The 14,482-nt window shown below is 69.4% G+C and carries 13 protein-coding genes; 8 read left to right on the top strand and 5 right to left on the bottom strand.

Annotated features, from left to right (window positions below):
- Positions 1-40: 40 nt before the first annotated feature.
- Entirely contained in the window at positions 41-841 is an 801-nt protein-coding gene (locus OG878_RS37645) for an inositol monophosphatase family protein (RefSeq protein WP_328890930.1), read from the bottom strand.
- Positions 842-982: 141 nt separating this feature from the next.
- On the opposite strand from OG878_RS37645, the gene OG878_RS37640 reads away from it, so the two are divergent.
- Complete coding sequence (locus OG878_RS37640) at positions 983-1,417, top strand: SMI1/KNR4 family protein (RefSeq protein ID WP_328890929.1); 435 nt, start codon at positions 983-985, stop codon at positions 1,415-1,417.
- Positions 1,418-1,707: 290 nt separating this feature from the next.
- On the opposite strand, the gene OG878_RS37635 is transcribed toward OG878_RS37640, so the two are convergent.
- Entirely contained in the window at positions 1,708-2,724 is a 1,017-nt protein-coding gene (locus tag OG878_RS37635) for a serine hydrolase (RefSeq protein ID WP_328890928.1), read from the bottom strand.
- Between the two features lie 207 nt (positions 2,725-2,931).
- On the opposite strand from OG878_RS37635, the gene OG878_RS37630 reads away from it, so the two are divergent.
- The 3 genes from OG878_RS37630 (at position 2,932) to OG878_RS37620 (ending at position 6,193) form a co-directional block, all read left to right on the top strand.
- A complete protein-coding gene (locus OG878_RS37630) occupies positions 2,932-3,240 on the top strand; it encodes a hypothetical protein (protein WP_328890927.1) in 309 nt (102 codons plus the stop codon).
- Between the two features lie 168 nt (positions 3,241-3,408).
- Positions 3,409-3,843 carry an ATP-binding protein gene (locus OG878_RS37625; protein ID WP_328890926.1) on the top strand — a complete coding sequence of 145 codons (435 nt, stop codon included), beginning with the start codon at positions 3,409-3,411 and terminating at the stop codon, positions 3,841-3,843.
- A complete protein-coding gene (locus OG878_RS37620) occupies positions 3,728-6,193 on the top strand; it encodes a LuxR C-terminal-related transcriptional regulator (RefSeq protein ID WP_328890925.1) in 2,466 nt (821 codons plus the stop codon). The genes OG878_RS37625 and OG878_RS37620 overlap by 116 nt, the downstream gene beginning before the upstream one ends.
- A 591-nt stretch (positions 6,194-6,784) precedes the next feature.
- Here OG878_RS37620 and OG878_RS37615 read toward each other — a convergent pair.
- Entirely contained in the window at positions 6,785-7,531 is a 747-nt protein-coding gene (locus tag OG878_RS37615; RefSeq protein ID WP_328890924.1) for a sigma-70 family RNA polymerase sigma factor, read from the bottom strand.
- Between the two features lie 1,055 nt (positions 7,532-8,586).
- On the opposite strand from OG878_RS37615, the gene OG878_RS37610 reads away from it, so the two are divergent.
- The 3 genes from OG878_RS37610 (at position 8,587) to gndA (ending at position 11,769) form a co-directional block, all read left to right on the top strand.
- Positions 8,587-9,060: a carboxymuconolactone decarboxylase family protein gene (locus OG878_RS37610; RefSeq protein ID WP_328885775.1), complete on the top strand. Its 474-nt coding sequence runs from the start codon at positions 8,587-8,589 to the stop codon at positions 9,058-9,060.
- A gap of 280 nt (positions 9,061-9,340) precedes the next feature.
- Positions 9,341-10,105 (top strand): SDR family NAD(P)-dependent oxidoreductase, encoded by a 765-nt coding sequence (locus OG878_RS37605; RefSeq protein WP_328890923.1) that lies wholly within the window; start codon positions 9,341-9,343, stop codon positions 10,103-10,105.
- A gap of 224 nt (positions 10,106-10,329) precedes the next feature.
- Complete coding sequence (gndA, locus tag OG878_RS37600; RefSeq protein ID WP_328890922.1) at positions 10,330-11,769, top strand: NADP-dependent phosphogluconate dehydrogenase; 1,440 nt, start codon at positions 10,330-10,332, stop codon at positions 11,767-11,769.
- Positions 11,770-12,234: 465 nt separating this feature from the next.
- Here the strand turns inward: gndA and OG878_RS37595 are convergent, their stop codons facing one another.
- The gene (locus tag OG878_RS37595) at positions 12,235-12,867 is read right to left on the bottom strand and encodes a DUF5134 domain-containing protein (protein WP_328890921.1); all 633 of its coding nucleotides are present in this window, start codon (positions 12,865-12,867) and stop codon (positions 12,235-12,237) included.
- A 70-nt stretch (positions 12,868-12,937) separates the two neighbouring features.
- Entirely contained in the window at positions 12,938-13,324 is a 387-nt protein-coding gene (locus OG878_RS37590; protein ID WP_443049290.1) for a cupin domain-containing protein, read from the bottom strand.
- 357 nt (positions 13,325-13,681) lie between these two features.
- Here OG878_RS37590 and OG878_RS37585 point away from each other — a divergent pair, with 357 nt between their 5' ends.
- Positions 13,682-14,422, top strand: a complete 741-nt coding sequence (locus tag OG878_RS37585) for an SDR family oxidoreductase (protein WP_328890920.1) — start codon at positions 13,682-13,684, stop codon at positions 14,420-14,422.
- Positions 14,423-14,482: the final 60 nt, after the last annotated feature.

Here is a 14,482-nt window from a genome sequence, read left to right as displayed (position 1 = left end):
TCTGGGAGCCCGGGTCCCCAACCCTTGATCGGCAGTGCAGTCACCGGCTTCGGCCGCGGATCATCGACATCAGCAGAACGTGGGTCTCGGCGTCGGCAGCCACCACAAGCCCGCGGCCTGCCTGCCCGATCGGGAAACCATCGATCCCGGTGACCACACAGCCGGCTGCTCGGCACACAGCGATGCCCGCGGCAAAATGCACACTCCCGGACAGGTCACCGCCGTCGGTGACGTATGCGGCGCGCTTGCCGGCCGCGACCCAGGCCAACGCCAGCGTCGTGGAGACGACCCTCGGCCGGAACCGCCCGCCGAATTCGGGGTGGGCCAGCAGGTCCACGGGCCGCACTCCGGGCGCGCTCGGGAACGGCGGATCGAGGTTGACGTCCACCAGCTGGGTGGCGGGCGTGGGAGCCAGCTGCGCATCGACCCCGTCCTGCCGCACCCAGGCGGTGTCACCGTCGGTGAAGAAGATTTCGCCGCTGAACGGGTCGGCCACCGCCGCCGCCCCGTTGCGCAGCGCCACGTTGACGGCCACCAGCATGTTCCCCACGGCGTAGTTCAGCGTCCCGCACAAGGGATCCACCAACCACTGGCGCACAGCGTCGGCCGCACCCTGCTGCCCCCCTTCCTCGCCGAGCACCGCGTCATCGGGCCGAGCAGCTCGGATGACGCCGAGGATCGTCTTCTCGGCCTCCACGTCGGCGGCGGTGGCGAAGTCCCCGGCGCCCTTGTCGAAGCGGGTGAGCCGCCGGCCGTACATGGTGCGCACCACGTCAGCGCCGGCGTGTGCCGCAGCTACCGCAACCTCGGCATCGTCAGCGCTTGCAAGGGAGTTGATCATGCCGTGCAGAATATCGGGGTGATGCTGATCCATGCCGGTCGGACCGACAACGATCACCGGCCAGATGCTTCCGCGTGTTGTCACTGAGCGCGACTCACCCTGCGTGGGCTTCCCGTACGGAGATCGCTACGCTTCCGGAGCATGTGGAAACAGGTAGCGCTCGACGCGTACCGGAATGCCGGTTTCAGGGATCCCTCCGACGGTTCGATGCTGGCGGAGGCGGAGCGGAGGCTCGGAAGCGAGCTGCCGGCCGAGCTGGCGCAGTTGCTGCTGGAGAGCAACGGAATCATGGGGTGGACCAGCGTCGACACGGTCTGGACCATCGAGCAGATCATCGATCGGAACCTCTCCTTCCGGTCGGACAGCTCCTTCGCCCAGTTGTACATGCCGTTCGACGCTCTCCTGTTCTTCGGGGACAACGGTGGCGGCGACCAGTTCGCCTTCGTGCAGACGCCCCGGAGGCCGGACGTCTTCGTCTGGGAACACGAGAACGACAGCCGCCGCTGGGTGGCCCGCGACCTCCGGGACTACCTCGGACGCTCGCTCGCCGAGGGCGGAGACGACTGGTACCAGTAGTCCCCCACCGACTCGGGCCGGCCTCGTCCTGTCGGCCGGCGGCCACAGCCCCGCGCGGGCAATATGCGACTCGTGGGCAGACCGGAACGGTGCCGTAACCGGCAGCGGATGGCCGGTGAACCACAGAGCGGGTTCCGCTGCGGGACGGCCGGCGACCTCGCAGTCGAGGTACTCGCCATGGGGAAGCCGGAAGGTTCGGAGCAGGACGAGGGGGACTTGCTCCGCCATGACCGGGGCCGGGCCGAAGCCGTGGCGCGCGACGGAAGCGCGGCTGCGGTGACGGTGCGGGGTCAGGCGGTCGTCCCCAGGGCCTGTACCGCTGCCTTGGCCGCCTTCTCCACCAGCGTGACGCCGTCCGCCATGGTGACGTTGCCCCGCGACAGCACCGCCACCAGGCGGTCGTGACCGTCCACCCGGACGAGACCGATGCTGTTGACGTCCCAGCGACCGGTCGCGGTCCGCTGCAGCCAGCCGTTCTTCAGTCCGGTGGCGGGGCCGGCCGCTGAAACCCCCCAGTCCTGGCCTGCCTCTATGCCACCCATGAGGCTGCGCAGGTAGGTCCGGGACGCCGCGTCCAGTGGGGAGTCGGTGCCGAAGACGGAAGTCAGCAGGGCGAGCTGATCCGTCGCGGTGGTCTGGGTGAGCCCCCAGTGCCCGTCACTGCCGCCGGTGGTGCCGGTCAGGCCGAGCCTGCGGTTGGCGGCGTTCAGGCCGGGCGCCTCGCCGATCACGCGCCACAGCGCGTTGGCGGACGCGTTGTCGCTGATCCTGATCATCAGCGAGGCGGACTCCTTCTCCTGCGCCGTGAGCTCACGGTGCTGATCCTGGGCCTGGAGCAACAGGGCCGCCAGGATGTCGACCTTCACGATGCTCGCCGTGTCGTATGTCGTCCCCGCCCGCACGCCGTACCGTGCCGCGCGCCCGTCGGCCGGGTCGAGCACCGCCACCGAGAGCGAGGCGGGGGTGGCCGCCACGACCGGCGCGAGCTGCCGGGACAGTATCTGATCAGGAGCCACACCGGTCCCGGCGGTCCGCAGGCCCGTCTCGGTCACCGACGGCGAGGCTGCACCCGTGGCGGACGCGGACGACAGTGCAGGGACCACGCGGGGCTGGACGATCCCGGGCAGCGGCCCGGCCATCGCGCCCGACCGCGGGGCGGTCCTCGGCTCGTCGGCCCTGGCCGGGTCGGCGAGGCCGCCCGACGCCGCCCAGCCGGTCATGGCGAGCGCGAGCGCCGCCAGGGCGTAGTGCGACGGGTGGCGCCGGACGAATGCGACGGCCAGCGGAGCGAACGAATTTCGAGGCATGGCGCGAGGATAAAAAGGAAATCGATGAAATAGCTATGTCCCACGTAACAGCTGCGCGACGCAATTCGTGATTCCGCCCACACCATCCGGAAGCGGTCTCCGAAGAATTGTCGCTCAGTGCGGTCTCTCAGAAATTCCCGCTTGGTTCCGGCCGCTCGAATCGACCAAGGCGGGGGTCCTCTCCCGCGACGGGCGGTGAACGCAGAAATGACCAAGGAAGAGAAGGTCTTCACCTGCTGCGGCGACTCGGCCCGCGAGCACGTTCGGCGGCACGTCGGACCGAACCGTCTCATCAAGGCACACGTGGCGCCCCTCGCCGGTATCGGAGGCCCGTCGATGCCGCACCTGGCCAGCATGCGACATTCTGAGGTCCGGGACGCGATCCACCACCTCTGCGATGTCGCCGAGGCACTCACGGCCCGGGCACGTGCACAGCGCGCCGTCCGCCGCGGCTTCACAGGAACGGACATCGTCCTGCCGCTCGGCGGCATCCCCCTGCCGGCCGCACAGCCGTAGACATGGCCGCCGCTGCGTCGCGCTGGCCCACCCCGGGCCGGTCACCGAAAACGCCTGCTCCCGTCGCCGGAGTCAGGACAGGCTCCAGGCCGGCAAGCGCCACGACTACGGCCCTCTTGCTGCAGGCACCGTACGACTGCCCAGGTCACATCTTCGGCCGGTGTCCGCATGTCGATCACGCGTGGCATGGCGTGCAACGGGAGACATAGGCTCATACCGGGGGTAGTCACTGTGAGCAAGGGTTCCGAGGTGGAGCTGCGAGGCCGGCGGGACGAGTGCAAGGCTTTGGATCAGCTCGCGGCAGGCGTTCGAGCCGGTCAGAGCGGCGTCCTTGTCGTGCGTGGTGAGGCAGGCGTGGGCAAGACCGCGCTGTTGGACTATCTGTCGGCGCGCGCCACCCATTGCCGAATCGTCCGATCGGCCGGGGTCGAGGCCGACCCTCGACGATATCGATCACCTTCCTGTTCCGCAGCGCGAAGCACTGGGCGTGGCATTCGGGCTGTCGGAAGGGGATCCACCGAATCGTTTCCTGCTCGGGCTGGCAATTCTCAACCGGCTGGCCGAAACAGCTGCGGCGCGTCCTCTGATATGCCTCATAGATGACGCGCAGTGGCTCGATCGCGCTTCGGCACAGATTCTCGGCTTCGTCTCACGGCGACTGCGCGCCGAGTCGGTCGGCTTGGTGTTTGCGGTGCGCGAGCCGGTCGAGGAGCGCGATCTCAAGGGACTCCGACAGCTGACCGTTGAGGGTTTGGACGATCGGGACGCAGAGGCCCTCCTGGATTCGGTGCTGCCGGGCAGGCTCGACGACCATGTCCGGAGCAGAATCCTGGCCGAAGCACGCGGGAACCCGCTCGCCCTCCTGGAGTTGCCCCTCGGGCTGACTGCCGCCGACTTGGCCGGCGGTTTCGCCGCGCCGGATGCGCGGCCGCTGACGAGTCGGATCGAGCAGAGCTTCGTCAGGCAGGTTCAGTCGCTTCCGCCGTCGACACAGAAACTGTTGCTGGTCGCAGCCGCCGAGCCGGTCGGGGACCTGGTCCTGCTGAGACGTGCGGCGCAGAGCCTCGGGGTCGGTATGGAGGCGGCGTCCCCTGCGTTGTCGGCGGGATTGGTCGAGTTGCGCACGCGGGTGCGGTTCCGCCATCCGCTGGTGCGCTCGGCCTCCTACCGCACCGCGACCTCGTCCGAGCTCACCGAGGTGCACCGCGCCCTGGCCGAGGCCACTGACCGGCAGGCGGATCCTGATCGTCGAGCGTGGCACCTCGCGCGTGCCGCGGCGGGACCCGACGAGGTCGTGGCCGAACTGGAACACTCGGCCAACCGTGCGCAGGCGCGCGGAGGTGTCGCGGCGGCAGCCGCGTTCCTCGGCCGGGCAGCCGAACTGACCCCCGACGCGACACGTCGCGGTGTCCGGACGTTGGCCGCGGCCTGGGCCAAGTACCAGGCCGGCGCGTTCGACACCGCGCTCGCACTGCTGGACGCGGCGGAACTCAGCACTCTCGACGAACTCGGGCTTGCCCGGTCGATCCTGTTGCGCGGTCAGATCACGTTCGCCGTCCGAGGCGCCGCCGTGGGCTTGCCGCTGCTGATCGAAGCCGCCGGGCGCCTGGAGGCGCTCGACCCCGGGCTTTCCCGCCAGACCTATCGCGACGCGTTGTACGCGGCTCTCACCGCGGGCCGATTGCCGAGCGGTGGAGTCGTGGAGGTTGCCCAGGCAGTGCTTGCCGCACCGCCGACGCCCCAGCCGGGGCACGCCGACAAGCTCCTGGAGGGCCTCGCCGTGGTCGCGACCGATGGCTACGCCGCCGGAGCGCCGATGCTGAGACGGGCGGTGACCGCCTTCCGAACCGAAGGAGTTTCCCGGGAAGAGGGTCTCGGCTGGCTCCCGCTCGCATGTCGCATGGCCCACAATGTCTGGGATTTCGACAGCTGGAGCGTGCTCTCCGCGCGGTTGGTCGACCTGGCACGCGAGACGGGGACCCTGTCGGTGCTGCCACCGTCCCTCCTCCTGCGCCTGTCGAACCGGGTCTTCGCCGGCGATCTCGCCGGCGCGGACTCGCTCGCCGTCGAAGCGGTGACGATCGGTGAGGCGACAGGCAGCCGCTTCTTCGCGCAGTACGGAGCCTTGGTACTCGAACCATGGAGGGGGCGCGAGTCCGCAACGCGTCATGCGATCGAAGCAGTCACGAGAGACAGGCTCCTTCGAAGCGAAGGAAAGGTTCTGACCGCTACCCAGTGGGCGACCGCGGTGCTCCACAACGGCCTCGGCCGGTACGAGGAGGCGTACATCGCGGCCGAGCAGGGGTACAAGAACCCGCAGGAAATGGGCTTGTCGTTCTCGTCGCTGGTCGAGCTCGTCGAGGCGGCGGTGCGGACCGGAAGGCTGGCGCGCGCCACCGAGGCCGTCCAGAGTCTCAGTGAGCTGGCACAGGCCAGCGGCACCGACTGGGCCATGGGCACCTTGGCGGGCGCGCGAGCGTTGGTGAGCGACGGGGAGGCCGCCGACGCCCTGTACCAGGAGGGGATCGAGCTGCTCGGCCGGACCGAGGTCCGCGCGGTTCTTGCCCGGGCCCGGCTCCTTTACGGTGAGTGGCTGCGTCGCGAGAACCGAAGTCTTGACGCACGCAACCAACTGGGTACCGCCCACCGGATGCTCAGTCGGATGGGCGCCGACGCGTTCGCGGAACGCGCTCGTCGCGAGCTTCAGGCGACCGGAGAGACGGTTCGCAAACCCGTGGTCGAGACCCGGGCGAAACTGACGCCTCAGGAAACGCAGATAGCACGCCTGGCCGGCGACGGGCTGACGAATCCCGAGATCGGCGCGCAACTGTTCCTCAGCCCGCACACCATCGAATGGCACCTGCGGAAGGTGTACGCCAAACTCGGCATCAGCTCTCGAAAACAACTCCGCACCACGCTCCCCGACCAACCGCCCACCACAGCCCTTGCCTGAGACAACAACGTTCTGAGTGCCTTCGACACACCGTCCCGACGGACGTGACCGAGTGGTACGCCGCCACGGGCCCTGCGGGCTGTCCCGCTCATGCTGTGGGAAAGACAACCTTCGGGCAACGTTGTGGTGCACTATTCGGATGCCGAGCGACGGGAGGTCCCGGGCACCACTCGCCTGTGGGACTACAGGGCACCCGGAACACCGACTGCAACGACTGTTCGCAGGCGGCACGTTCCGATAACCGTTCGTAGGGGTAGTACGCCCGGCTTCCGGAACACTGCCAGGACACTACCAAATGTTTGCATCCGGCGACACACGTTGGGACATGAAGAAAGCAGTGTTCAGCGACGGAGCCCTCCGTCCTCCGGCACTCACACGGTTGCTTCCCGCACGGACAGGCACGGAAGGCGATCCGGGACCTCGTTCCGGGGCGTCGCCGGCACCGCACGTCAGCCGCAAACCGGTCCGGCGCCCGGCGCTCACTTCTACGGCCCAGCACCCGCGTACACCACGGTCCCTGCGCTGCAGACGCGCTCCTGCCCCGGCGGTCCGGGGCGCGGAAGAGGATCCGAGCCACAGCGGGTCCGATGATCAAGGAGACCCCGGGGATGGCCTGCTCAGGGTCGCTCGCGCGCCCTGCCGCGGCAGCGGCACTCGTTCGGGACGGTGGCCGGCGTCCGTGCACAGGACCTCTTCGAGGCGGGCGAGGTCACCTGAGCGGGCTGCCGCAGAGAACGCCTGAACAAGCCGGCGATGGGCGATCGAGTCCGTCGGCTGACTGTGACGGGGTGTGGCGAGACGCCCCTGGGCGCGTGCGACCTGCTGCCTCGCGTTGGCGACGCTCAGGCTCAGGAGCTCGGCGATCCGGTCGTACGGGTAGCCGAACCCCTCCCGCAGCACGTACGCGGCACGTTGTCTCGGCGTCAGTGTTTCCATCAGCCGGAGAACCGCTCGTTCGACGGAATCCTGCTGTTCGGCCGCCACCTCCGGGGTCGTGGCGGTATCGACCAGTTCCGGCAGCCACGGCGTGGCGCTGCATTCTCGACGTCTCCGGGCGGACTGGACCACGTTGATGGCCAGCCGGACGGTTGCCGTCCTGAGCAGGGCCGGCGGGCTCAGGACGACCGTGCGGTCTGTGCCATGCCACCGGAGCCACGCCTCTTGGATGACATCTTCGGCTTCGCTCGCGTCTCCAAGGATCTGGTTGGCGATATTGAACAGTACGGGTCGGGCACGGAGGAACACTGACGTCGCGTCCTCCTGTTCGCCCATCGTCGATGTGGCCGTCGCTCCCGCTGCCCGCGAAGCCCGTCCGGATTCGACCAGATATGTGTACACAATCGGCTCCTCTGTTGCCTGGGTCGGTGGTCTGAGATGTGACTCCAGCCAACGTCGCGCAGGGGGGCAGCCGATCGCGCCCGTGAAACCCCGTGGGGACTGCGTGGTGGTACGTGGTCATGCCGTGGCCACCCTGGTCGGGCACGGCGTCACCACGCACATCCGGCAGGGGCAGCGGTCCCGCACGCCCCGGCCGCCCGCGCGACGGCCCGGACACTATCTGCCCGTGCGACGGCCGCACACCACCTGCCCGCGTGCCTGCCCCAGTGCGCCTCGAGGACCGTGGCGACCTCGGCGGGCCGTTGCAGGACCGTCCAGTGATTGCATTCGAGCCTGACGATCTCGCTAGCGCGCAGGGTGGCACCGAGCCTCTCACCGAACTCGATCCGGCAGGCGGGATCGAGCGCACCCAAGCACACCAGGCACGGCGCGGACACACAGCGCCGGTTCCCACGCGGCGCCCATGGTCGAACGTCTCCGGCTCCAGTTCGCTCATCGAGCGGTCGCCGGCGACCGGGTCCTGCCAGGCCCGGGCGAGAGGATGCCGGACGTGCTCGGCGCTGATCGGTCCGTTGTCGCCGGCCCACGTACGGACCAGGTCCTGCTGAAGGGACGCGACGCGAGCGGTCACCGGGACACGTGCCGACGAACGCCGCCCACACATGCGGGAGGCCGGGACGCCGTGAATCAGAATCGCGGGCCTGATCAGCGGCCCTTCGCAGGAGGATTGACCCGTACGGAGTCGTGGACGGCGGAACTCCCGATGGCACCGTCCGGGCGGAGCCGGCCGTGAACGACCCACCGGCTTCCGGTGTTCAGCGTCCCGTCGGCTTCGGCGCGTGGAGCGAGAACGCGTGCAACCGTGTGCGGAGCGCATTCGTGGCCGCATCACCGAAAAGCAACACCGTGTCACATCGTATTCACATTGCGTGGCCCTCTCGTCGGACCTCTCGGCAGACCAAGCGGAGAAGCACGTCACACTCCCCGACCTGTCACAGTTCGCCGACCCTCCCGGTCAGTACTGTGTATCCGCACTACCGCAAGGAGATCACACCATGGATGCGCGACTCGACTACTTCGGCAATGCGCTCGGAGCCAAGGTGCTGAAGCACATCAATTCCGCCACCAAGGTCGCGTCGGACTCGACGCTGCCGCATGCGACGCAGGAACTGGTGAAGATCCGCGCCAGCCAGATCAACGGCTGCGGCTTCTGCACCGACATGCACACCAAGGACGCCGCCCAGGCGGGAGAGACCCAGCAGCGCCTGAACCTGGTGGCGGCCTGGCGGGAGGCCACGGTCTTCACCGACGCCGAGCGCGCCGCGCTGGAAGTGGCCGAGCAGGCCACGCGCATCGCCGACGCGGCCGGTGGAGTCACGGACGAGGCCTGGGCGAACGCCGCCAAGTACTACGACGAGGACCAGCTCGTCGCGCTCATCTCCCTCCTCGCCATCATCAACGCCTACAACCGCATCAACGTCCTCACCCAGCAGCCCGCCGGCGCCTACCAGCCCGGCCAGTTCGGCTGACACACCGGCACCGCCACCGGACACCTGCCGTCCGTCTCCACGTCGCCCCGACCAACGACGGGGAGACGGACCTCCGGCCCCAACCGGTCGCACACTTTCGCTGCGTCACTCCCCGTCCCGAGGACGGCACCGGCGCCGGTCGCCGCCGCCGGCTGCCCATCCGACGGAAAACACACCGTTCCGATCCCCGAACACGGTGGAACAGGCTCCACAGCCACAAAGTCACTCAGGCGCCCACCACATTGCTCGATTTCGGACGGACATCGAACAAAGGGATGCAATGCCCAGCTCTACAGCCCTGCGCTTCACGGACCACGTCGCCATCGTCACAGGAGCGGGATCCGGCATCGGCCAGGCCACCGCGGTCGCCCTGGCAGCCTCAGGAGCACGCGTCCTCGGCGTGGGACGGCGGCAGGAGGCACTGGAGGAGACCGCTCGCGCGCACTCCAACATCGCGGTCCTGTCGTCCGACATCTGCGCGGAGGGTGCCGCCGACAGGATCGTCACCGCCGCCGTGGATCGATGGGGCCGGCTCGACCTCCTGGTGAACAACGCCGGTGTCGCCGCCCTGATGCCGCTGGCGGAGACGGACCGCGCGGTGATCACCGACCTGTTCGACGTCAATGTGACGGCACCGAGCCTGCTCGCTCACGCGGCTCTGCCGCACCTGCGGAAGTCGTCCGGTTCTATCGTCAACGTGTCGAGCACGTACGGCCACCGACCCCTGGCCGGTGGAGCGCACTACGCCGCCAGCAAGAGCGCCCTGGAACAGCTGACCCGAAGCTGGGCACTCGAACTCGCCCCCGAGGGGGTACGGGTGAACGCCATCGCGCCCGGTCCCACCGAGACCGACGTCCTCGCTGCGGCCGGGCTCGACGAAGACGCCGTCACCGAAATCCGCACCAACGAACGCGAACGCATCCCCACGGGCCGGCTCGGCCATCCCAGGGACGTCGCGGACTGGATCCTGCGGATCGCCGACCCGCAGGGCAGCCACGTCACCGGACAGATCCTCACGATCGACGGAGGACTCGAACTCTCCTGATCATGACGGGGGTCGAGGCTGCCCGAGCCGCCGGATCCGGACGGTGCGCGCAAGGTGACACGTCGTTCGAAAGTCACCGCGCTCGCTCGCCCTCCCGGCGGACCGGCCCGCCTCTCCCTCCCGGTGGGGGGCGGTACCGCTCCCTTCGCGGGGCGGTGCCGCTTCGCACGCTCGGCGGGATCCGCCGCCATCCTTCACCCACGGCCCTAGGAGTCGGCATCACCATGCAGGAAACCGCACACATCGGAGTCACGGGACTCGGCGTCATGGGCCGTAATCTGGCCCGCAATTTCGCACGGCACGGATACACCGTCGCCGTGCACAACCGCACCGCGCACCGCTCCCGCGCGCTCGTGGAGGAGTTCGGCCATGAGGGCACCTTCCTGCCCACGCTGACCGCCGAGGAGTTCGTGGCGGCCCTCGACCGCCCCCGCAAACTACTGATCATGGTTCAGGCGGGTGCGGCCGTCGACTCCGTCATCGGCGAACTTGCTCCACTCCTGGAGCCGGGCGACATGATCATCGACGGTGGCAACGCACACTTCGCCGACACCCGCCGCCGCGAGGCCTCCCTTCGCGCACGGGGTATCCACTTCGTCGGAGCCGGGATCTCCGGTGGAGAGGAAGGTGCACTCAACGGGCCGTCGATCATGGTCGGCGGATCGGCGGAGGCCTATGCCCTCCTCGGCCCCATGCTGGAGGACATCAGCGCCAAGGCCGACGGCGAACCGTGTTGCGCGCACCTCGGCAGCGACGGTGCCGGGCACTTCGTCAAGATGGTGCACAACGGCATCGAGTACGCCGACATGCAACTACTGGCCGAGGCCTACCACCTGCTCCGCGGGGCGGCCGGATACACCCCCGCCGAGATATCGGAGATCTGCCGCACGTGGAACCAGGGCCGGCTCAACTCCTATCTGATCGAGGTCAGCGCCGAGGTCCTCGCCCACACCGACGCGCAGACCGGCGCACCGTTCGTCGACGTGGTCGATGACGCCGCGGGCCAGAAGGGCACCGGCCGCTGGACCGTGCAGACCGCGCTGGACCTGGCCTCGCCGGTGACCGCGATCGCCGAGGCCACCTTCGCCCGCACCGCCTCGGGCCGCCACAACCTGCGCGACGCCTACCGGGGACTGCCGGGCGGCACCACGCCGGCGCTCAGCCGCACCGATGCCGCCCGGTTCGCCTCCCAGGTCGAGCACGCCCTGTACGCGTCGAAGCTCATCGCCTACGACCAGGGCTGGGCGATGATCCAGCGTGCGGCAACCGAGTTCGGCTGGGACATCGACCTCGCCGACGTCGCCCGTATCTGGCGGGCCGGCTGCATCATCCGCGCCGCCTTCCTCGACCGCGTCCGGGCCGCGTACTCGGCCGACCCGGGCATGAGCAGCCTGCTCGCCGAGAAGGACTTCGCCGAGGAGATGTCCGACGCACAGGTGCCATGGCGCGAGACGGTCGCCTCCGCCGCGCGGTGGGGCATTCCCGTCCCGGCCTTCGCCGCGGCGCTGGCCTCGTACGACACGCTGCGCACCGCGCACCTGCCGACCGCTCTCATCCAGGGACAGCGCGACTACTTCGGTGCCCACACCTATCGGCGCACCGACCGTCCCGGCAGCTTTCACACCCACTGGTCTCGGACCGGCCGGCCCGAGACCCAGGCATAGCAACCGGTCCCGTCCGCGATTGCGGACGGGACCGGAAATGAGCGCCGCCGCCTCTCCGGCCCGGCATCGAATGTCACAGGCAGCCGCGCTCCCCCGGTCATCCGGGGGAGCGCACGTGGATCGCATGGCCACGGACGTCGAACACGTCGTACCCGCAACAGGTATGCCGGGAGACAGCAGCGGCCTCACCGCTGTCTCCCGTCCGGTGAACACACCACCCGGTAACGGTGAGGCCGGAGAGAACGCCATTCACCGTCCGGCGACCACAGAGACGACCCGGGGTGGGTCCGGGCGCTGCGGAGTCGAGCGGAAGGCGACGGCGGACGGCGCCAAGTCCCGCTTCCAGCAATCGATTTCGGATTCAGCCGCATCCTCGACGGTCCCGTTCGTCCTTTCGACGGCGCCGAGTGGATCGATGCGTACGAAGCGACTTCCTGCGTGTGCCGCAGGGCGGCCCGCACGCGCTCAGTGAGGCATGAGCAGCGTGACGGCCGTTCCCAGGAACATCAATCCGTCCCAGAAGAGGCCGTATGACTCCCGAAGGGCGGGCCTGTCCACCGGTTCCGCAAACCCGGCGGCCGAGCGCAGCATCTGGCGGGTCAGCGACCGGAGCCCGCACGCCAGCAGGTACAGCGCCAGCACCGCGGTGACCGCTTCGCGGGCCGCCGGTTCCCCCGCGGCATGCGCGAGATGCCCCGCGTGCGGCGTTGCCGGAAGTACTCCGGCCAGGTTCTCGTGCGACCGGCCCATCGTGGCATGGCCCATCCAGCCCATCCAGGCCATCGCGGCCATGCCGGCCGCGTGGGGCATCCTTCTTGCCGTCGCGAGCAGTCCGGACTCTTGGCGGCGGCGGACGGCTGTCAGCGGGAACCACAGTGCGGCAGCCGCGAAGAGGACCGTCTGCGCCACATCCGGCAGGACCCCGCCCCAGGTCCAGGGCATCGCCGCCATGGCCAGGGCCATGGCGGCGTGCAGGAGTTGGTCGACGCGCCGGCGCCGCCCCGGGCTTCGTGACAGGACTCCCTGCCGCAGCCCGCGCACCGCCGCGGCCGCGAACAACACTGTCAGCAGGCAGTACACGACATCGCGGGCACTCATGCCGTGTCGCGACCTCCCATGGAACCGGCCGGCTCCGGCCGGAACCGGCGTGTGCAATCGGGCGGACGGATCAGTCGGTGGACCGTGGGGCGCGCAGGTGGGCCCGCTGAGCCAGCTCCTTCTCGTCGACCAGCTCAAGCATGGGCTTGCCCGGCGCGCACATCATCGTCACCACGAACCGCGTACGAGCGTCCGCCAGTGCGTTGCCGTCCTGGTAGTGGATCGCGTCACCGCCCGGCTCCCAGAACGTCCCGCCGGCCTCCACCACCCGCTCGGGCTCGCCCTCCAGCTCGAAACGGACCGCACCCTCGATGACGTACCCGAAGGCCGGCCCCGAGTGGCGGTGGGGCGGGGTGCCGGGGTCGCCCGGCTCCCACTCGACGTGAATGGTCATCGCCGAGGCCCCCTCGGGGACGGTGATGGGCGAAGCGTCCTGGAGCATCGTCGCCGCCGTCATCCAGCCCGCCGACGCCTCGTGCCCGCCGGTCCCGTGCACGTGCGCTGAGTCCTTGTCCGACACTGTGTCGCACCTTCCGTAGGTCCATGACGTCATGGGGCGGGCGGCACACCGTGCACCGGTGGCGTGGTCGCGCGTCCCCGCTTCCATGACCGTTTGGTAGTGAAGACCGGGTGCCACGTGGATCTGTGACACACGCGGTCACCGCCGCGCTTGCGTCGTCACCGGGATCCGGTGGATGTCACCGAGCCGTGTCACAACAACGGCATGAGCTCTGTCCTAAGTGTTGTGAGCGGCTGTCGTCACCCGCACACGGACACCACGGGGTCAGTGCCCCCTCGACAGGAAGAGACCCGGATGAGAGTCGTTGTTGCAGGCGCCACCGGCCTGATCGGTTCCAGGACTGTCGCGAGGCTGCGGGACCACGGAGTGGAGGTCGTACCGATATCACGCAGCGCGGGCGTCGACGTCGTCACCGGGGAAGGACTCTCCAAGGCCCTGCGCGGCGCCGAGGTGGTCGTGGATGTCACCGACGCGCCCTCCCGCGCGGAGAGGACGAGTGCGGAGTTCTTCGGCGCCACGACCGCCAACCTCCTCCAGGCGGCAACCGCGGCAGGCGCCGAACACTACGTGGCCCTGTCCATCGTGGGAGCCAACCGCGTACCGGCGGGCTACTTCCGTGCCAAGGCGCATCAGGAGGAGCAGGCACGGCGCTCGCCGATGCCCCACTCCCTCGTGCGTGCCACGCCGTTCTTCGAGTCCGTGGAGGCCATGTCGCGCTCGGACGCGCATGCGGACGGCGTACACGTCGCACCGGTGCTGCTACGCCCCGTGTCGGCGGACGACGTCGCCGCTTCGGTCGCCCATGTCGCCGTGGGAGTACCGCTGTTCGGCGCTCTCGAGGTCGCGGGCCCCGAGGAGTACCGTCTCGACGTTCTCACCGCGAAGCTGCTGGCCGCCCGCGGCGACCTGCGGGGAGTGATCGCCGACCCACGCGCCCCTTTCTTCGGCGCGGTACTCGGGGAGCGGGCGCTGCTTCCCGGGCCGGCCGCCCACCTGGGTGACAGAACCCTCGCCCGGTGGCTCGAGCGGCGCTGACCGCGTCCCGGCGATCGCCCGCCGCCACACCCACCCTTTGCCGTCCGGCACCGGAGTTCG

Source organism: Streptomyces sp. NBC_00316 (genome assembly GCF_036158715.1).
GTDB lineage: Bacteria > Actinomycetota > Actinomycetes > Streptomycetales > Streptomycetaceae > Streptomyces.
This window is presented reverse-complemented; position numbering and strand designations above follow the sequence as displayed.

Excerpts from the sequence above, each read along its gene's own strand:
- OG878_RS37645 (WP_328890930.1), bottom strand. The coding sequence starts at position 841 with ATGATCAACTCCCTTGCAAGCGCTGACGATGCCGAGGTTGCGGTAGCT.
- OG878_RS37635 (WP_328890928.1), bottom strand. The coding sequence starts at position 2,724 with ATGCCTCGAAATTCGTTCGCTCCGCTGGCCGTCGCATTCGTCCGGCGC.
- gndA (WP_328890922.1), top strand. The coding sequence starts at position 10,330 with ATGCAGGAAACCGCACACATCGGAGTCACGGGACTCGGCGTCATGGGC.
- OG878_RS37585 (WP_328890920.1), top strand. The coding sequence starts at position 13,682 with ATGAGAGTCGTTGTTGCAGGCGCCACCGGCCTGATCGGTTCCAGGACT.
- OG878_RS37590 (WP_443049290.1), bottom strand. The coding sequence starts at position 13,324 with ATGACGGCGGCGACGATGCTCCAGGACGCTTCGCCCATCACCGTCCCC.
- OG878_RS37610 (WP_328885775.1), top strand. The coding sequence starts at position 8,587 with ATGGATGCGCGACTCGACTACTTCGGCAATGCGCTCGGAGCCAAGGTG.
- OG878_RS37640 (WP_328890929.1), top strand. The coding sequence starts at position 983 with ATGTGGAAACAGGTAGCGCTCGACGCGTACCGGAATGCCGGTTTCAGG.
- OG878_RS37625 (WP_328890926.1), top strand. The coding sequence starts at position 3,409 with ATGTCGATCACGCGTGGCATGGCGTGCAACGGGAGACATAGGCTCATA.
- OG878_RS37605 (WP_328890923.1), top strand. The coding sequence starts at position 9,341 with ATGCCCAGCTCTACAGCCCTGCGCTTCACGGACCACGTCGCCATCGTC.
- OG878_RS37630 (WP_328890927.1), top strand. The coding sequence starts at position 2,932 with ATGACCAAGGAAGAGAAGGTCTTCACCTGCTGCGGCGACTCGGCCCGC.
- OG878_RS37595 (WP_328890921.1), bottom strand. The coding sequence starts at position 12,867 with ATGAGTGCCCGCGATGTCGTGTACTGCCTGCTGACAGTGTTGTTCGCG.